Here is an 18,338-nt window from a genome sequence, read left to right as displayed (position 1 = left end):
GATCACCCGCTCCACACGGTCCCTCACGGACCGTTCCGTCCCACCCCTCCCCGACGCTTCCGCCGCCACCGCACTGCCCCGGTCCCACCGGCCGCTCCCGTGCACGGGCCCGACGCCGGCCCGCCGAGCGAGGCCGCAGCCGTCTACCCCGACCCCGTCGACGGCCTCCTCCACGCCGCGGCGGCCAACCGGCCGCTGGAGGACGTCGCCCGGCTCATCACCCTGCTCGAACAGTCCGAGGGGGGCGAGGACGCGGCCGCCGGCGTACTGCGCGTGGTCGGCACCGACCGGCCCCTGGAGGACGTACCCCGGCTGGTGACCGTGCTGTCCCGGCCGCCGCACCACGCGGAGCACGCCGGTCACATGATCCGCGCCGCGGCCGAGAGCCGCTCCGTGGAGGAGGTCACCCGGCTCATGGCGCTGCTGTACCGCGAGCCCCTCGAGCCGCACTGCGGCGAGGAGGCGGTCCGCACCGCGGCCACCCACCGGCCGGTCGAGGAGGTCGTGGAACTCGTCGAACGGCTCGCGCGGGAGCGGGCGGGGCTCGTGGCGCCGCCGTCGTCCGTCCCGCAGGGGGAGGGGCTGCCCGCGCCGTCCCCCGCCGATCCGGCAGGAGCCGAACTCCGGCCCGCCCGACCGCCGCAGGCGCAGACACTGGCTCAGGCACCCGACGCGCCACCGGACCGGCCGGCGGCGGTCGTACCGTGGACGGCGTGGGCCACCGCCGTGGCACTGGCCCTGTGCGCCACCGCGTACGTCCCGGTGCGGTGCATCATGACGGTGTCCCCGCGGGCGTCCTGGCGGCCGCTCTCGCGTCGGCCGGCGGCTGCCTCCTGCTGGCCCTGCTGCTGGTCCGCGGGCCCACGCCGACGCTGCTCTTGGCGGCCGTCCTGGTGCCGGCGGCGCTGGTCGGCGCCCGACTGCTCGCCCCACGGGTCGAGTTGACGGAATGGACCGGGATCACAGAGGCGACCCTCGCGCCGGCCTGGCTCGCCGCCCCGACAGCCGCCGCCGCCGCGCTGACGGCGCTCCTCGCACTCCTCGTCAGCCTGCTGGGCGGGCGGCGGACGCGCGTGGCGCCGAGCACTCCGGCCCGACGTCCGCTCAGCGGCGGCTAGCCGGCCGGTACCGGGTGCTGAGGGGCCTCCAGCAGGCCCGTCAGTACCCGGTCGGGGGTGAGGGGCAGTTCGCGGAAGCGGACGCCCGTGGCGTGGTGCACGGCGTTGCCGAGGGCGGCCGCCGTGCCCACGATGCCGATCTCGCCGATCCCCTTGCCGCCCAGCGGGTTGAGATGCGGATCGTCCTCGTCGAGCCAGTGCGCCTCGATGTCCGGCACGTCGGCGTGCGCGGGCACGTGATAGGCCGCGAGATCCGACTCCGTGAAGTCGCCGAAGGCGGGGTCCAGGGTGCTGCCCTCGGTCAGCGCCATGCCCAGGCCCATGGTCATCCCGCCGACGAACTGGGAGCGCGCGGTACGGGGGTTGAGGATGCGTCCGGCCGCGTACACCCCGAGCAGTCGGCGCACCCGCACCTCCCCGGTCACCGTGTCCACGGAGACATCCGCGAAGTGCGCTCCGAACGCGTGCCGCGCGAAGGGACTTTCGGCGTCGGCCGCTCCCTTGGTGTCGGCCCGCACCTCCAACCCCTGTGCGGGCAACGGACCCTGATGTTCCGCCAGCTGTACGGCGAGCTGCGTGCAGGCCTCGTGCACCGCCCAGCCCCAGGAGGCGGTACCCGAGGAACCGCCCGCCAGCGGGGCCGGTGGCAGATCGCTGTTGCCCACCTGGATCCGCACCCGCTCCAGGGGTGCCTTCAGGGCGTCCGCCGCGACCTGCGCAAGGACCGTACGGGCGCCGGTGCCGATGTCCGCGGCGTTCACCTCGACGAGGAAGGACCCGTCCGGCAGGGCACGCGCCGCCGCCCTCGACGGATACACCTGCACCGGGTACGTGGCGGCGGCCACGCCCGTCCCGAGCAGCAGCGGGCCGGCGGAACGCGTGCGTGGACGGGGGTCCCGGTCGGACCACCCGAACCGGCGGGCGCCCTCCCGCAGGCACTCGACGAGGTGCCGGCTGCTGAACGGCTTGCCGCTGTCCGGTTCGGCGTCCGGCTCGTTACGGACCCGCACCTCGACCGGATCCATCCCGAGCGCCTCGGCCAGCTCGTCCATCGCCGACTCCAGGGCGTACATGCCCGGCGCCTCACCGGGGGCCCGCATCCAGGACGGCGTCGGCACGTCGAGCCGGACCACGTGATGCCGGCTGCGCAGATTCGGGGAGGCGTACATGACGCGGGCAGGAATGCCCGCGTACTCGACGAACTCCTCGATGCGGGACGTGTACGTGCTCACCTCGTGCACGAGCGACGTCAGCCGGCCGTCGGAGTCCGCTCCCAGGCGCAGCCGGTGCAGGGTGGACGCCCGGTGACCGACGGAGGTGGGCAGCACGCGGCGGGGGAGGACCACGGTCACCGGGCGTCCGGTGTGCCAGGTGGCCATCGCGGCGAGCACCACGTCCGGCCGGGGCGTGCCCTTGGACCCGAAGCCACCGCCGACATGCTCGGAGAGGACCGTGACCCGCTCGTTCGCCAGCCCGAACATCGTGCCGAGCACGCTCCGCACGGTCGTGGTGCCCTGGCTCGACGTGTGCACGGTGAGCCGTTCGCCGTCCCAGTGCGCGGTGCTGGCGTGCGGTTCCATGGGGTGGTTGTGCAGGGGCGGCACCCGGTAACCGACGTCGACCCGCACGTCCGCTTCGGCGAACGCGCCGTCGGGGTCGCCCAGTTCCCGTGCGCCGGGAAACGCACCGGCGACCTTCTCGGGGACGTACGCCTGCGGATGCGTGGCGGTGAGCGTGATGTCGTGCGTCTCCTCGGCGAAGGTGACCCGTACGGCGGCGGCGCCGGCCCGGGCGGCCTCCGGGCTGTCGGCCACCACCAGGGCGACGAACCACCCCCGGTTCGGCACCTCGGGATCCTGGAGCACGGAGAGGGTCGCGTCGTCCGCCGAGGCGAGGCGGGGCGCGTTGCGATGGGTGAGCACGGTGACGACCCCGGGCAGTGCCAGCGCCGCCGTGTCGTCGATGTCGGTCACCCGGCCGCGCACGATCGCCGCCGGCACGGGACGGGCGAACAGCCGCCCGGGAAGGGGCTGTTCGGCGGCGTAGCGGGCGGTTCCGGTGACCTTCTCCCGGCCCTCCCTGCGCTCGGCGGGAGCGCCCACGGCGGTCATGAGTCCTCCTCTTGCGATCCGGGCGCGTGCGGTGGCGGCCCCTCCGGTCCGGGCGCGTGCGGTACGAGTCGGGTCAGGACGTCGACGGCGAGGTTGCGGGCCAGCGGCACCTTGTACGCGTTGTCGCGCAGCGGCCGGGCCTCGGACAGTTCCAGCTCGGCGGCGCGTTCGAAGGCCGCCCGGGTGGGAGCCGCGCCCAGCAGTGCCTCCTCGGCCCGCCGGGCCCGCCACGGGCGGTGGGCCAACGCCCCGAAGGCGATCCCCACCTGCGCGACGACACCGTCGGCGACCTCCAGGACCACGGCGACGGAGGCAAGCGCGAAGGCGTACGAGGCGCGGTCGCGCGCCTTGCGGTAGGCGGACGGCAGCCCGGCCGTGGCGGCCGGCAGCAGGACGGCCGTGATGAGCTCGCCGGGTTCGATCACCGCGTCCCGCTCCGGTTCCTCGCCGGGCAGCCGGTGGAACTCGGCCGCCGCCACCCGGCGCACGCCCGCCGTGCCGTACAGCTCGACCTCGGCGTCCAGCGCGGCCAGCGCCACCGCCATGTCCGACGGGTGGGTGGCGATGCAGTGCTCGGAGTACCCGAGCACCGCGTGATCGCGGTGCACGCCATCCCGGGCGGCGCAGCCGCTGCCCGGCTCCCGTTTGTTGCACGGCTTGGAGACGTCCTGGAAGTACGGGCAGCGGGTGCGCTGGAGCAGGTTCCCGCCGGTCGTGGCGGCGTTGCGGAGCTGGCCCGAGGCGCCCGCGAGCACCGCCTGGGAGAGCACGGGGTAGCGGTCACGCACGCGTGGATGCGCCGCGAGGTCGCTGTTCCGCACCAGGGCGCCGATCCGCAGCGACCCGTCCGGCAGCTCCGTCACCTCGTCCAGCGGCAGCCGGGTGACGTCGACGAGGGCGGTCGGCCGTTCCACGCCGAGCTTCATCAGGTCGACGAGGTTGGTGCCGCCGCCGAGATAGTGAGCGCCCGGGTGCGCGGCGAAGGCTTCGGCGGCCTCCGCGAGGCTGCCGGCCCGTACGTAGGCGAAGGTTTCCACCGGATCACGTCCTCTGGTTGCCCCGGTCGTGCGTTTGGGCCGCCGGCCCGGTCATGTGCTGCCCGCCCCGGTCACGTCCTCGACCGCGTCGACGATGCGCGGGTACGCGCCGCAGCGGCAGAGATTGCCGCTGAGCCGCTCGCGGATCTCGTCGCGGTCCAGCGCGACCGGCCGTCCGGAGGGCGTCGCCGGGTCCGTGACGTGCGAGGGATGGCCCGACTCCGCCTCGGCGAGCGCGCCCACCGCCGAGCAGATCTGTCCGGGCGTGCAGTACCCGCACTGGAAGGCGTCACGCTCCAGGAAGGCCCGCTGGAGCGGATGCGGATCCTCGCCGTCGCCGGACAGGCCCTCGACGGTCGTGATGTCGCTGCCGTCCAGGGTGACGGCGAGCAGCAGGCAGCTGTTGACGCGCCGCCCGTCGACGAGGACGGTGCACGCGCCGCACTGACCGTGGTCGCAGCCCTTCTTCGCTCCGGTGAGGTCCAGATCCTCCCGCAGCAGGTCCAGCAGCACGCGCCGATGGTCGACGGTGAGGGTGTGCGGCTTGCCGTTGACACGCAGCGTCGTGTCGGATCGGTGGGGCGATGACCGGGGGCCGTGCTCGCTGCCCATGTGCTGGTCCCTTCCGGGGCGGTCCGTGATGCCGTGGGGACCGCGTATCCAGACAGGCGCGTGTGACACGTCCCGGTACGAGGTATTTCGGCCACGGGCGCCTGCCGGCCGCCTACCGTGACGCCGGCCGGCTACCGGCCTGCCGACTCTCTACCGGTCGGTCACCTCGGGCTCGTCGCCGCCGAGGGGGCCGGCGGTACCGCCGGCGGCGCCGGTGCGGTCCTGTTCCGGCGCCTCGCCCCGACCCGCGGGAGCGGCGGACGCCACCGGGCGCAGACCCTTGGTCGTCTCCCTGAACCGCTCCAGGGTCCGGCCCAGCTGCTGGAACGGCGAACCGCCCTTCCTGGCCGGCGCCTGCCGCGGTTCCCCGGCCTCGGCCGCCGCCTCCCGGTACGCGGCCAGCGCCTCGTGGGCGTGTTCGGCGGCCTCCCGGTACAGGTCCCGGGACTCCGTCATCGCCTCCAGCGCCTCCTTGTACATCACCACGAGCTTGCGTTCCCGCGCGAGCTCCTCCTCCGGGGTCAGCAGCTGCCACTCCTCCCGCAGCGCGGTGAGCGCCGCGTCGGCGTCCTCCGGCAGCGGCCTGGGCAGCGCCGCGAAGCGCCGTACCGCGTCCAGCAGCTCGGTGGGATGCGTGCCGTCCAGGAACACGCTGCGCACCGAGTAGTCGGCGGCGTCGTAGTCGGCCGGGGCGGGGGCGCCCGGCAGCACCAGCGCCCCGCCGCGCGGCACCTCCACCCGGGCCTCCTTGAGGGCCCAGTTCACGGTGCGCAGCTGGTGCGGGGCCGCGCGGTGCTCGACGACCCGGTGGTGCAGGCCGGGCGGCAGCAACGGGACCAGCGACCGCCGGCCCAGCTCGTCGGGTGTCATGGCCTCGTGCACGACGAGGTGGACGGTCCAGGTGTCCCGCAGGGCGGACCGGAGCGCGCGCCGCAGCTCCTTGTCGTCCGCCGGGAGCGGGTTCGCGGTGAGGAACCGCTCACCGGTGACGGTCTCGTTGCCCCAGGGGGTGTCCGCCTCCCAGGACCAGAACATCCCGGCGGGCGAGGGCCACCGCTGGTCCCACGGCCGCTCCGCCTCCGCCGTCAGCGTCCATTCCTGGCCCTGGCCCGACCACTCGGCGAGCCAGAGCCGGGCACGGACGGTCACCTCCTCCGCGACCAGCCACCGGGCTTCGAAAGCCGTCTCCCCCTCGGGGGTGTCGGCGTCCGGCAGCTCCATGAAGTCCTGGACGGTCTCGGCGTCCTTGAGTGCCTGAAGGTGCTTGCGCAGGACGTCCGGAGCGGTGGGGCCGGTGTGACGGCCACGGGTCTGCCACACCGTGGAGGGCGTCGTGGGCGGAACGGTCGCGGAGATGAGGGTGAGTCCATTCGTGAGGGCGGTGACGACGTGGCGACGACGTGCGAAGGCCAGTATCGCTCGCCGCGGCGGGTACGCGATCAAGCGGGTCGGTGGCGCGGGCACCCGGAGGTGCCTCGCCGGGACGCGCCTTCCCCGGCGCGACACGGGTCACGCATGCGGATCCGGCCACGGGCCGACGGTCCGTGCGGGGGGTGTGCGCCACTCGTACGGGGTGTGTGCCGTGCACCACGGCCGGTACCCGCGCACTCATGGGCCCACTCGCCTCCGGGACCCGAGAATCGGAGCCGGTGGACAGGGCTCGCTCTCCATCCGCGTCGGGGCGAGCCCTGTCCGTCGCGTCCTGCGACCGCTTGCGCGGCGGTGACGGCGCGCGTGTCCATCGCCACGACCGCGGCCCGCACGGGCCTGCCCCGCCCGTCGGTGGCGTACGGTCCGTCGCCGTGCCCGGCCGGCCCCTCGAGGGGGACGGACCGCCCCGCGTCCGGGCCCACCCGGGCGAGCCAGGCGGCGATGGCCTGGTAAGCGGCCCTCCGCCCGTCGTCCCTGTCCCGCTCGACCCAGCGGGGCCGCGGGGTGTCCAGCGGCAGGGTGCCGCCGCGAGCGCCGGTCCACGCGCCACCGCTCACTCCGTAAGCGGCCGGCTTCGACGGCAGGGGCCGGCGCTACCGCGGCGACCATGGAGTAGGGAAGATCGTCCATGACCTGTGCGTCCAGCGGATCCTGGAAGGAAGCAACGAGATCATGCGCGTCATCGTGGCCCGCGGCCTGACGGAGGCATCCGGATGAACGACATCGAGGAACCCGTCCTGCTGCACACCACCGGCCGAGCCGCCCACATCACGCTCAACCGACCCAGGGCCATCAACGCCCTGAACCACGCGATGGTGCGCCGCATCGACGGCGCGCTGACGGCATGGGAGCGCGACCCGGCCGTCGAGACCGTCGTCCTCTCCGGTGCGGGGGAGCGTGGCCTGTGCGCGGGCGGCGACATCCGCGCCGTCCACGACGACGCCCGCGACGACGACGGCACCGCGTCGGCCGCCTTCTGGCGCGACGAGTACCACCTCAACGCCCGCATCGCCCGCTACCCCAAGCCCTACGTCGCCCTGATGGACGGCATCGTGATGGGAGGCGGCGTCGGCGTCTCCGCGCACGGCAGCGTCCGGGTCGTCACCGAGCGGTCGAGGATCGCGATGCCCGAGACCGGCATCGGCTTCGTGCCGGACGTCGGCGGCACCCACCTGCTCGCCCGCGCCCCGGGCGAACTGGGCACCCATCTCGCCCTGACGGGTGCGCAGATCGGCGCCGGGGACGCGGTGTCGTGCGGGCTGGCCGACCACTACGTACCGTCCGCTTCGCTCCGGCAGTTGGCCGACGACCTCGCCGAGCTGCCGGTACGGGAAGCCCTGGACCGGCGGGTACAGCCCTCGCCGGCGGGCGAGTTGGCCGGCCACCGGGCGTGGATCGACACCTGCTACGCGGCCGACACCGTCGAGGAGATCGTCCGACGGCTGTTCGCGCACGGCGACCCGGCGGCGAAGGAGGCCGCGGAGACCCTCCTGACCAGGTCGCCCACCTCGCTCAAGGTCACCCTGGCCGCCCTGCGCCGTGCCCGGCGGCTCGGCTCGCTGGAACGGGTGTTGGAACAGGAGTACCGCGTCTCCTGTGCGGCCCTGACCACGCCCGACCTGGTCGAGGGCATCCGCGCCCAGGTCATCGACAAGGACCGGGACCCGCGTTGGTCGCCGGCCACCCTCGCCGAGGTCACCGAGGCCGACGTCGAGCGCTTCTTCACCCCGCTCGGCGCGCGCGAACTCGGCCTCGCCCGACCCGACACCACCGCGGAGGAGCTCCGCCGGGCGGGACCGGCGCGGTGATCCGGGCCACCTGGCCGTGGAGAGCGGAATCACGCCAGGTGGGGCGGTATTGGCCAGGGGCCCGACACGCGGTACCGTCGCTCTGATATCGACGACGGCGAGACGGAAGCCGGTGAGAACCCGGCACGGTCGCGCCACTGTGGACGGTGTACCCCGATGGGGCACACACCGCGAGTCAGACCCGTGGCCGTCGTCATGTGCACCACCGAGATGGGACGCGAACTCCCAGAGGAGGTCCTGCCATGGCGCAGCATGTCGCCCAGCCGACTACCACCACGCCCGTCGTACCCGCCAAGTTGCCGCTGAAGGACATCGCCCCGTGGGCGGTCTTCTTCGGCGTCCTGATGCTGGTCCTGCTGTACTTCGTCGGCGCCGAGCAGGGCGCGACAGCCGTCGTCTCCGGCGAGGACGTTCACGAGTGGGTGCACGACGCCCGCCACCTGCTCGGTTTCCCCTGCCACTGATCCCGAGGGGAAGCCCGGCACACCCATGAACTCCGCAACGGTAAGAAACCTCCTCGTGCGGGGCATGCTCGCCGGCCTCGGTGCCGGCGTGCTCGCCCTGATCGTCGCCTACTTCCTCGGTGAGCCGAACGTCGACAGCGCGATCGGCTTCGAGGAGTCCCACGCCGCGGGCCACGAGCACCACGAGGTGGAACTCGTCTCCCGCAGCCTGCAGTCCACCGCCGGTCTCGCCACCGGCGTGCTGATCTACGGGGTGGCCTTCGGCGGCATCGCCGCCCTCGCCTTCTGCTTCGCCCTCGGCCGTGTCGGCCGTTTCAGCCCCCGGGCCACGGCACTTCTGCTGTCGGGGACCGCCCTGCTCGCCGTGTACGTCGTGCCGTTCCTGAAGTATCCGGCGAACCCGCCCGCGGTCGGCGACGCCGACACCATCGGCAAGCGCACCACCCTGTACTTCCTGATGATGGTGCTCAGTGTGCTGCTCGCGGTCGCCGCGGTGATCCTGGGCAAGCGGCTCGCACCGAGGCTGGGCACCTGGAACGCCACCGTCGCGGCCGTCCTCGGCTTCGTGCTCGTCATCGGGCCGGCCTACGAGTTCCTGCCCGCCGTCAACGAGGTGCCGAGCGACTTCCCGGCCGCCCTGCTGTGGCGGTTCCGTCTGTCCGCCCTCGCCATGCAGGTCACGCTCTGGGCAGGCTTCGGCCTCGTCTTCGGCGAACTGGCCGAACGGCTGCTGCACCCCGAGCCCGCCACGGTGACCGCGGGCACGCCGGTGACCGCCCCACACTGACCCGACCGCACGACGATCCGACGAAAGGGCCCACGGAATCATCCCGGGGGCCTTTTCGCGTTCGCGAACCGACGCCGGATCAGCGGCCCGAGGACCGCGCGAAGATGGTGCCATGAACATCCAACCGGCCGTCCGTGCACGGCAGATGCCCGCCGGGCTCGTCGCACTCGCTCTCGGTGGATTCGGGATCGGTCTGACCGAGTTCGTGATCGCGGGGTTGCTTCCGCAAGTGAGCCGCAGCCTTGCGGTGTCCGAGGCCGCGGCGGGATGGCTGATCTCCGGCTACGCCCTGACGGTCGCGGTCGGCGCGATCGTGGTGACCGCCGCCACCGCCGGGCTGCCCCGCAAGGCGGTTCTCACCGGGTTGGTGGCCCTGTTCGTCGTCGGCAACCTGCTGTCCGCCGTCGCACCGAACTACTCGCTGATGATGCTCGGCCGGGTGGTCGCGGCGCTGTGCCACGGCTCGTTCTTCGGCATCGGCTCGCTCGTCGCACGGCGCATGGTCGCCCCCGAGCGGGCGTCACGGGCGGTGGCGGTGATGTTCGCCGGGCTGACGGTCGCGAACGTGCTGGGCGTGCCGTTCGGCGCCCTCGTCGGCGAACGCTGGGGCTGGCGCGCCACGTTCTGGGCGATCACCGGCATAGGTGTCGTCGCCGCGGTCGCCATCGCCGTGTGCGTACCGGGCTGGGCCGGCGAGGTGAACCGGCCGCGTCCCTCCGACGCCTCCCACACGTCCGAGGCCTCCGGGAAGGCCACCGGCCGGCCGGACACGCCGCGTACCCAGCTGCGTGCCTTCCGGTCGGCGCAGGTCTGGCTGACCCTGGCCGCCACCGCGCTCGGCTACGGCGGGATGTTCGGCGCGTTCAGCTACCTCGCCTACACCTTCACCCGGGTCACCGGCTTCTCCAGCACCGATGTCGCCTGGCTGCTCGTCGTGTACGGCAGCGGCCTCGTGATCGGCAACATCGTCGGGGGACGAGCCGCCGACCGCGATCGCGACCTCACCCTGATCGCTTCGCTGGCCGGTCTCACCGTCACGCTCGCCGTGTTCGGGCTGCTGGCCGCCGACCCCGCCGCGTCGGTGGTCCTCGTCTTCCTCACGGGGCTCTTCGGCTTCGCGAGCGTCCCCGGCATGATCACCCGGGTCACCGACCATGCCCACGGGGTGCCGCTCGCCGCCGCCGCCAACGTGTCCGCCTCCAACATCGGCAACGCCCTGGGCGCCTGGCTCGGCGGCGCCGCCATCAGCGCCGGCCTCGGCTACACCGCACCGCTGTACGTCGGCGCCGCCATCGTCCTGAGCGGACTCGCCGTGATGATCGTCGCCGCCCGTCGAGCGGACCGGCGGGTGAGCGACACCACCGACCTCGGCCTCGCCCAGGACCGGGCGTCCGCGGGCTGAGGGCCTCGCGTGCCGACCTCCGGTGAACCGTCCGCCGTCCGCCGTCCGCCCGCGGCGAGGCCCACCCCGGCCCACCCCCACCTGGAACCCGAGGACCTGATCGCCCTTACGATCGAGGTTGCTGTCATGGCCCGCGTTCCGCTCGCGGGCACCGACCGGATCCCCGGGGAGGGACTGTGATCGCCGTCGTCGGCGCCGGACTCATGGGCGCGGCCACCGCCTGGCAACTGGCCCGCCGAGGCCACGAGGTCACGCTCGTCGAGGCGTACGACATCGGTCACCGGCACGGAAGTTCGCACGGCAGCTCACGGATCTTCCGGCGGGTGTACGCCGACCCCTTCTACATACGGCTGACCGGACAGGCCCGCGAGCAGTGGCGGGAGCTGGAGGACGACGGTTCGGCCTCCTTGCTGCGCACGACCGGTGGGCTCGACATGGGCGAGGACCAGGACCTGAAGGCGCTCGCCGACCTCCTCGGCGCCGCCGGAGTGCCCCACGAACTCCTCGGCCCCGAAGCCGCCGCCGAGCGCTGGCCGTACATCCGCATCACCGGTCCGGTGCTCCACCACCCGGACGCGGGCGTGGTGGACGCCGACGAGACCGTCGGGACCTGTGTACGGCGGGCGATCGAACACGGAGCGCAGGCGATCATCGGCAGCCGCGTCACCGGCATCGACGTCCGGGGGAGCGAGAAGGCGCGCCTGCACACCGACGACGGCCGCGAGCTCGTCGCCGACACGGTGGTGATCGCGGCCGGCGCCTGGCTGCCCGAGCTCGAACTTCCCTTCGCCCTGCCGCCGTTGGCGGTGACCCAGCAGCAGGTCTTCCACTTCCGGCAGCGGGATCCGTCCGTCAGGTGGCCGACCCTGATCTGGGACGGCGCGCTGCACCTCTACGGCCTGCCGTCCGGAAGCGACGGGGGCTCGGTCCCGGCGGTCAAGGTCGCCGAGCACGACCGCGGCACCCCGGCCACCGCCCGTACCCGCAGCGGGGTCGTCGATCAGTCGTCGCGGACGCGGGTGAGCGGCTTCGTACGCGACCGCCTGCCGGGCCTCGAGCCCGACCCGGTCGCCGAGGCGACCTGCCTCTACACCAGCACCCCGGACGAGGACTTCGTCCTGGACCGCCAGGGCCCCTTCGTCATCGTCTCCCCGTGCTCCGGACACGGCGCGAAATTCGCCCCGCTCATCGGCGCGATGGCCGCCGACCTCGCCACCGGCCGTGCCGAGCCCCATCCCCGCTTCCGCCTGGGAGGCACGGCACGGCTCGGGGGAGCGGTGCGGTAGGCGGTTCCTCCGGGAAGGCCCGGAGGGTGAAGGGTGAGGAAGCGGGTGCATCGCTTCGATGTGCACCTCGATTCGAGGGCGGGCGCCGCGGCCGACTGTGCGGGCTCGGAATTGTTCGGGCCTCTCACGTGCTGTTGTATCCACAGAGGCTGGTACGTCGACGGTGCGCGAGCGAGCAGCTCACGTGGCCGAGACGAGAGATACGGAAGGTGCTGAGATGGCAGCGCAGACGCAGAGGGCCGTGCTCGCGGGCGGATGCTTCTGGGGGATGCAGGACTTGATCCGCAGGCTCCCGGGCGTGACGGCGACCCGGGTCGGATACACCGGGGGTGACGTACCGAACGCGACGTACCGCAACCACGGCACCCACGCGGAGGCCATCGAGATCGTCTTCGACCCCGAGAAGACCGACTACCGCACGCTTCTGGAGTTCTTCTTCCAGATCCACGACCCGAGCACCAAGAACCGCCAGGGCAACGACATCGGCCTCAGCTACCGCTCGGCGATCTACTACGTCGACGACGAGCAGAAGCGGGTCGCCGAGGACACCATCGCGGACGTGGACGCCTCCGGACTGTGGCCGGGCAAGGCCGTCACCGAGGTAGAGCCGGTGGGCCCCTTCTGGGAGGCCGAGCCCGAGCACCAGGACTATCTGGAGCGTTACCCCGAGGGCTACACCTGCCACTTCCCGCGCCCGGGATGGCGGCTTCCGGCCCGCACACAGGGCTGAACCACTCCGCCGAGGCCCCGGACCTCTCTCCGGGGCCTCGGCGTGCCGAATGCGGGGCCGCGACGGAAGAGGCCTGCGGGCAGTCGCAGGGAGACCTGAGGGAAGCCTGAGGGATGACCTCTGGGCCCGTAAGGGCAGGAGCGGGGAAGCTCCGGGGCACAAGGGCGGCAGCCGGGCGGGGTGCGAGTGGTGTGCGCAGACGTCCCTCCGGGCCGGTGTCACCCGCGATCCGGTGCCCGGGGCCGGGTGGGGAGGGCGGGCGATCTCCCGTTGCCGTGCGGATATCTGCCGGTTTCGCGATGTCCGCCGGTCCTCGCGGCCGGCGCCGGCCGTTCCGGGAGGCCATCGGCCGGGCGCAACTTCTGCTCGACGTCGGCGAGTTGGAGGGAAACGCGCAGGGTGAACCCGTCCGGCATACTTGCGAGCGCGGACCACCCTGCTCACCAGCACGCAAGCCAAGGCCCAGCGCGTGGGTTCGAGCGCTGACGCACACTTCCGGGGAACAGTCGTCATGAACAACCTTCAGCCTTCGGACCCGACATCCATTGGCGGCTATCCGTTGCTCGGCCGGCTCGGCGCGGGCGGTATGGGGCAGGTGTTCCTGTCCCGCACGGGTTCGGGGCGGCTGCTCGCGCTGAAGACGATCCGCGACGATCTCAGCTCCGAGCCGGGGTTCGAGGAGCGGTTCGCCCGCGAGATTCGCAACAGCGACCGCGTCCGTTCGCCGTGGACCGTGACCGTCGTGGACTACAGCGCCCCGGGCCGGCGCCCGCAGTGGCTGGCCACCGAGTACGTCCCCGCGCCGTCGCTCGCCGAATGGGTCGCGGCCCATGGCCCGCTGCCCGAGTCCGCGTTGCTCGCCCTCGCCGCCGAACTGTGCGGCGCCCTGCAGGCCGTGCATCAGGCCGGCCTCGCGCACCGGGACGTCAAGCCCGGCAACGTCCTGCTGGCACGCGACCGTCCACGGCTGATCGACTTCGGTGTCGCACGGGCCGCCGACGACAGTCGCCACACCCGCCTCGGTGTGTCCGTGGGCTCCCCCGGCTTTCTCGCGCCGGACCAGGCCATCGGCAGCGTCGCCGCCGAACCCGCCGACGTGTTCTCGCTGGCCGCCACGCTGGTGTACGCCGCGACCGGACGCGGTCCCTTCTCGCGCGCGGGGGAGCAGATCCCCGCGGCCACCCTGATGTACCGGGTGGTCCACGAGGAGGCCGACCTCGCGGGCGTCCCCCCGGAGCTGGTGCCGCTGCTGGCCGCGGGTCTGGCCAAGGACCCGGCCGCGCGTCCGACGGCGGCCCGGCTGAGCGCCTGGCTGGAGGAGAGGGGCGGCAGGACCGGGCGTTGGCCTGACGAATGCCCGACGGTTCTCGCCGGAGAGCTGACCGAGACCGAGCATGCGGCGCGCACCCTGGTCGACCTCGCGCAGCACGCCACGGCGGTCTCCGCCGGTCAGGACCCAGCCCCGAGGACGACGAGGTCCGACACCCTCCTCGCCGCCCCGGCGGAGCCCCGCCGACGGCTTCGGCCCGCCTGGCTGCTGACCACGGCCCTCGCGGCGGTCGCGGTCGGGGTGGCCGTGGTGGCCGCCGTCCACTTCGGTACGCAGCGTTCCTCGGCCGACTCCTCTCCGTCCGCGCAGGGACGGCCGTCCGGCTCGGCCGCCCCGGCGACCACGGGCGAGGAGCCGTCCGCCTCGGCCCAGGCGTCCCGAGAGGCCCAGAAGAGCCAGGAGCCCCAGGAGGGGGACGCGGCACCCAAGGTCGTACCGGCGACGTTCGAGCTGGCCACCGGGGAGTCCGTGGGGACCGGGGCCAGGAGTCTGGTCATGCAGGCGGACGGCAACCTCGTGATCTACGACCAGGACCACAAGGCGCGTTGGGCTTCGAGGACCCGCGGTGAGGGCAATTCCGCCCGCTTCCAGGCGGACGGCAACCTGGTCGTCTACAACAGCGGCGGGCAGCCCGTGTGGGCCTCACGGACCGATGGCCACCCGGGAGCGGTCCTCGTGTTCCAGGCCGACGGGAACGTCGTGATCACGTCCGGCGACACCGTGCTCTGGTCGGCGGGCACCGGGAGCTGATCCTTCCGGCGCCCGGGACGGGCCGCGCCCTCGTGGCATGAGCCCGGCTGGGCACCGGACGCCCGACCCAGGCTTGTCCAGGCGGCGTTTGCCCGCCTGGACGGTGAGGTCTCAGCACTCCTCGATCTTCCGCAGCAGTCCCAGCAGTGCCTCTCGCTCCGTCTCCGTCAGACCCTCGAAGCACTCCGTGAGCACGGAGTCCGCCACCTCGTGGCCCGCCTCCAGCACCCGTTCCCCATCGGGAGTGAGGTGGTGCTCGAAACGCCGGCCCCGCCCGGGGCGCCGGTCCACCAGTCCCTGCGCCACCAGGCGTCCGGCCAGCGTGCCGAACGCCTGCTCGGTCTGGAACGTCGCCGCCGCCAGCTCCCGTGCGCTGGAGCCCGGCGTGCGGCCGATCGCCCGTAGCGCGTCCCACTGCGCGAGCGTGCTGCCGACGGACGCGAGGCGGCTGTCGAGCGCTCGGTGCTGGCGGTACTGGACGGCCTTCACGGCCCTGCCGAGGATCTGTGGTTCAACGGACATGCTCCTCAGGCTAGCACTCTGACTAAACTTGCTTATCTAAATATCCTTAGTTACAGTCCTCGTCATGACTCCGGAACTGACGCTCATCGAATCCGGCCCCGCCGCCGGCCGCCCCGTCCTCGTCCTGCACGGTGGCGGTGGCCCCGCCACCGTCGCCCCGATCGCCGAGCACTTCGCCACCACGGCCCACACCCTGCTGCCCACCCACCCGGGCTGGAACGGCACTCCCCGGCCCGACGGCCTCACCCACGTGGCCGACCTCGCCGCCGCCTACCTCCGCCTCCTCCGCGACCGCCACCTGTCCGACGTCCTGGTCATCGGCTCCTCGCTCGGCGGCTGGATCGCCGCCGAACTGGCCATGGCCGACACCCAGGGCCTGATCAGCGGGGTCGTGCTGGTGAACTCGGTCGGCATCGAGGTCGACGGCGAACCGATCCGGGACTTCTTCACCCTCGACGCGCGCGGCGTCGCCGAGTACGCGTACCACGACTCCGAGCGCTTCTACGTCGACCCGGCGACCGTCCCCGCCGAGCGGCTCGCCGCCTTCCAGGCCAACATGGCGGCCCTGCGCGTCTTCTCCGGCGGCCCCGCGATGAGCGACCCCACCCTCCGCCCCCGCCTCGCGGCCGTCACCACCCCCACCCTCGTCCTGTGGGGCGAGAGCGACGGCATCGCGACCCCGGCATACGGCAAGGAGTACGCCGCGTCGTTCGGCAACGCCCGCTTCGAGGTCGTGCCGGAAGCGGGCCACCTGCCCCATCTCGAACAGCCTGCCCGCACCTTCTCCCTGCTCGACGCCTTCGCCGCGGAGACCGGGCGCCGTTGAGGTGCGTCCGGCGGGTCACGGGCGAGGCCGGGGGCGGGCCGCGGCACCGGAAACGACGGCCGCACGCCGGTCACCCGCACCTCCTGTCGCTTCCCTCCGCGGCCCCTGAGGGCGTGACCGCCTACTGCCGGCCGAGCCACGCGTGGTACGCGGCCACGGCGGTCGGGAGCGTGGGGAACATCCGGTCCGCGCCGACCGTGTCCGCGAGGCCGTACGCCTCCAGGTCGTCCAGCAGATCCTGCTTCACCCGCGCGAGGGCGAACAGGATGCCGCGGTGGGTCAGTTCGCGGCGCAGGGCGTCGACCGCGTCGAGGGCGGTGATGTCGACCTCGACATTGGCCTCGGTGTTGAGGACGAACCAGCGGACGGGGTCGCTCTGTTCGTCGACGGCGGCCAGGGCCCGGCGCCGGAAGTTCTCCGCGTTGGCGAAGAACAGAGGCGAGTCGTAGCGGTAGACCAGCAGGCCGGGGATCGTCCGGGCCTGTGGGTAGTCGTCGACGTCGTGCATGCCGGCCACGCCGGGGACCAGGCCCTCGACGGCGTCGTGCGGACGCGCCACCCGGGTCAGCAGCTCGGCCACCGACAGGCCGACGGCCACGATCACCCCGTACAGGATGTCGAGGGCGAGCACGCCGGCGAGACAGCCGAGCGCCAGGAGCAGTTCCCGGTGGCGGAAGGAGGCGAGCCGCCGGAAGCCGGTGAGGTCGATCATGCGGACCGCCGCGTAGACGACGAGCGCGCCGAGCACCGCGGAGGGAGTCCGCGCCAGCAGCGAGCTCAGGAAGAGCAGCACGGCGAGCACCACCACTCCGGCCACCAGCGAATACGCCTGGCTGCGGGCGCCCGCCGAGGAGGCGAGGGCGGTGCGGCTGGCGCTGCTGCTCACCGGGAAGCCGTGCAGTGCCCCGGCGCCCAGATTGGCCGCGCCCAGGGCGAGGAACTCCTGGTCGGCGTCGAGCCCGGGGCCTTCGTCGTCGTGGCCGGCGAACGCCCGCGCGGTGAGGATGAAGTCGGTGTAGGCGACCAGCAGCACGCCGAGCGCCGGCAGCACGAGGTGCGGCAGCTCGCTCAGGTCCGGGACGGCAGGGCTCGGCAGACCGCTCGGAACCTCGCCGATCACCTTGAGCCCGTACCGCCCGTCGAGGTCGAAGACCACCACCGCGGCGGTCCCGAGGACGAAGGCGACCAGCGGGCCGGGCACGGCGCGGGCGTGACGGGCCGTCACGAAGAGGAACAGGAGGACGACGGCGGAGAAGACGACGGTCGCCGGGTCCGCGTCGGGCAGGTGGACGAGGAAGGACCACATCTGGGGAAAGAACTCCGCGCCCGTCGTCCGCACGCCGGTGAGTTTGGGCAGCTGGTCCACCATCATGATGAGCGCCACGCCCGCGAGATAGCCGATCAGGACGGGCCGCGACAGCAGGTCCGCGAGGAAGCCCAGCCGCACCGCCCGGGCGACCAGACAGAGCAGCCCGACCGTGACGGCGAGCGCCGCCGCCAGCGACGCGTAACGCCCGGTGTCCCCGGCGGCGAGCGGTGCGACCACGGCGGCCGTCATGAGGGCGGTCGTGGACTCGGGGCCGACCGACAGCAGCCGCGAGGAACCGAACACCGCGTACAGCGCGAGGGCCGGGAGGATCGCCCACAGACCGGCTACCGGCGGCAGCCCGGCCACGCCCGCGTAGGCCATGACCTGCGGCACCAGATAAGCGGCCACGGTCACCCCGGCGAGCAGATCGCCCGTCAGCCACGCGCGCCGGTAGCCGAGGAGCGCGACGAGACCGGGCACCAGCCGGCGCCACTGCGGGACGTGTCTGCCCGAGGCCTTGGACATGTGCCGCCTTCCGTCGTCTGCCCTCATGATCCACCGGACGCGAGAGCTACGGCGAGAGCCCGGGTGCCCGGCGTGCCGCAATCGCCTCAACGTCCTTGGAAAGCAGGGCCGTTCGGTCCCTCCCCGACATGGACCTACGGCATCCGTCGCCGCGCGGTCTGCGCGACCGGCGTGAGGGGGGTCTCAGACACCGACCATGGCTGACTGACCCACCCACCCCCGCTCACTCCCGATGACTCTCGTAGCCGACGTCGGCGGGCTCGGGCTCAGCCGGGGCGCGTCTCGCACGC

Annotated in this window: 16 protein-coding genes and 1 riboswitch; of the genes, 10 read left to right on the top strand and 6 right to left on the bottom strand. The window is 73.2% G+C overall.

All coding sequences use genetic code 11. From position 1 onward, the window contains the following. The first annotated feature begins 99 nt into the window (after positions 1 to 99). Both ACFVYS_RS04245 and ACFVYS_RS04240 read left to right on the top strand, forming a co-directional pair. Complete coding sequence (locus ACFVYS_RS04245; RefSeq protein ID WP_389498678.1) at positions 100 to 945, top strand: hypothetical protein; 846 nt, start codon at positions 100 to 102, stop codon at positions 943 to 945. Next, the gene (locus tag ACFVYS_RS04240; RefSeq protein WP_389498676.1) at positions 942 to 1,118 is read left to right on the top strand and encodes a hypothetical protein; all 177 of its coding nucleotides are present in this window, start codon (positions 942 to 944) and stop codon (positions 1,116 to 1,118) included. Before ACFVYS_RS04245 ends, ACFVYS_RS04240 begins: the two co-directional genes overlap by 4 nt. Here the strand turns inward: ACFVYS_RS04240 and ACFVYS_RS04235 are convergent. The 4 genes from ACFVYS_RS04235 to ACFVYS_RS04220 form a co-directional block, all read right to left on the bottom strand. After that, entirely contained in the window at positions 1,115 to 3,229 is a 2,115-nt protein-coding gene (locus tag ACFVYS_RS04235; protein ID WP_389498674.1) for a xanthine dehydrogenase family protein molybdopterin-binding subunit, read from the bottom strand. The two genes, ACFVYS_RS04240 and ACFVYS_RS04235, sit on opposite strands and share 4 nt — an antisense overlap. Next, positions 3,226 to 4,266 carry an FAD binding domain-containing protein gene (locus ACFVYS_RS04230; protein ID WP_389498672.1) on the bottom strand — a complete coding sequence of 347 codons (1,041 nt, stop codon included), beginning with the start codon at positions 4,264 to 4,266 and terminating at the stop codon, positions 3,226 to 3,228. Before ACFVYS_RS04230 ends, ACFVYS_RS04235 begins: the two co-directional genes overlap by 4 nt. Before the next feature lie 51 nt (positions 4,267 to 4,317). Beyond that, a complete protein-coding gene (locus ACFVYS_RS04225; protein WP_267022963.1) occupies positions 4,318 to 4,878 on the bottom strand; it encodes a 2Fe-2S iron-sulfur cluster-binding protein in 561 nt (186 codons plus the stop codon). A 150-nt stretch (positions 4,879 to 5,028) separates the two neighbouring features. Next, complete coding sequence (locus ACFVYS_RS04220) at positions 5,029 to 6,198, bottom strand: hypothetical protein (protein ID WP_389498670.1); 1,170 nt, start codon at positions 6,196 to 6,198, stop codon at positions 5,029 to 5,031. 824 nt (positions 6,199 to 7,022) lie between these two features. Between ACFVYS_RS04220 and ACFVYS_RS04215 the strand changes: the two genes are divergently transcribed. The 7 genes from ACFVYS_RS04215 to ACFVYS_RS04185 all read left to right on the top strand — a co-directional run bounded on the left by ACFVYS_RS04215 (position 7,023) and on the right by ACFVYS_RS04185 (position 14,866). After that, positions 7,023 to 8,117 (top strand): enoyl-CoA hydratase/isomerase family protein, encoded by a 1,095-nt coding sequence (locus ACFVYS_RS04215; protein ID WP_389498668.1) that lies wholly within the window; start codon positions 7,023 to 7,025, stop codon positions 8,115 to 8,117. Between the two features lie 58 nt (positions 8,118 to 8,175). Next, positions 8,176 to 8,323: riboswitch (cobalamin riboswitch) on the top strand. 36 nt (positions 8,324 to 8,359) lie between these two features. Then, positions 8,360 to 8,581, top strand: a complete 222-nt coding sequence (locus ACFVYS_RS04210; RefSeq protein WP_020129103.1) for a CbtB-domain containing protein — start codon at positions 8,360 to 8,362, stop codon at positions 8,579 to 8,581. 25 nt (positions 8,582 to 8,606) lie between these two features. Then, positions 8,607 to 9,368: a CbtA family protein gene (locus ACFVYS_RS04205; protein WP_389498666.1), complete on the top strand. Its 762-nt coding sequence runs from the start codon at positions 8,607 to 8,609 to the stop codon at positions 9,366 to 9,368. A gap of 145 nt (positions 9,369 to 9,513) precedes the next feature. Next, on the top strand, positions 9,514 to 10,770 hold the full coding sequence (locus ACFVYS_RS04200; protein WP_389499087.1) for an MFS transporter: 1,257 nt from the start codon (positions 9,514 to 9,516) through the stop codon (positions 10,768 to 10,770). Between the two features lie 176 nt (positions 10,771 to 10,946). Continuing rightward, a complete protein-coding gene (locus ACFVYS_RS04195) occupies positions 10,947 to 12,056 on the top strand; it encodes an FAD-dependent oxidoreductase (RefSeq protein ID WP_389498664.1) in 1,110 nt (369 codons plus the stop codon). A gap of 217 nt (positions 12,057 to 12,273) precedes the next feature. Next, positions 12,274 to 12,786, top strand: coding sequence for a peptide-methionine (S)-S-oxide reductase MsrA (gene msrA, locus ACFVYS_RS04190; RefSeq protein ID WP_389498662.1), 513 nt, complete (start codon positions 12,274 to 12,276; stop codon positions 12,784 to 12,786). 511 nt (positions 12,787 to 13,297) lie between these two features. Continuing rightward, the gene (locus ACFVYS_RS04185) at positions 13,298 to 14,866 is read left to right on the top strand and encodes a protein kinase (protein WP_389498660.1); all 1,569 of its coding nucleotides are present in this window, start codon (positions 13,298 to 13,300) and stop codon (positions 14,864 to 14,866) included. Between the two features lie 111 nt (positions 14,867 to 14,977). Here the strand turns inward: ACFVYS_RS04185 and ACFVYS_RS04180 are convergent, their stop codons facing one another. Beyond that, the gene (locus ACFVYS_RS04180; RefSeq protein WP_389498658.1) at positions 14,978 to 15,388 is read right to left on the bottom strand and encodes a MarR family winged helix-turn-helix transcriptional regulator; all 411 of its coding nucleotides are present in this window, start codon (positions 15,386 to 15,388) and stop codon (positions 14,978 to 14,980) included. A gap of 64 nt (positions 15,389 to 15,452) precedes the next feature. Between ACFVYS_RS04180 and ACFVYS_RS04175 the strand changes: the two genes are divergently transcribed. Further along, a complete protein-coding gene (locus ACFVYS_RS04175) occupies positions 15,453 to 16,214 on the top strand; it encodes an alpha/beta fold hydrolase (protein WP_389498656.1) in 762 nt (253 codons plus the stop codon). 121 nt (positions 16,215 to 16,335) lie between these two features. On the opposite strand, the gene ACFVYS_RS04170 is transcribed toward ACFVYS_RS04175, so the two are convergent. Then, positions 16,336 to 18,048, bottom strand: a complete 1,713-nt coding sequence (locus tag ACFVYS_RS04170; RefSeq protein ID WP_389498654.1) for a SulP family inorganic anion transporter — start codon at positions 18,046 to 18,048, stop codon at positions 16,336 to 16,338. Positions 18,049 to 18,338: the final 290 nt, after the last annotated feature.

The sequence above is a fragment of the Streptomyces sp. NPDC058295 genome (assembly GCF_042880655.1).
Lineage (GTDB): Bacteria > Actinomycetota > Actinomycetes > Streptomycetales > Streptomycetaceae > Streptomyces > Streptomyces coriariae.
This window is presented reverse-complemented; position numbering and strand designations above follow the sequence as displayed.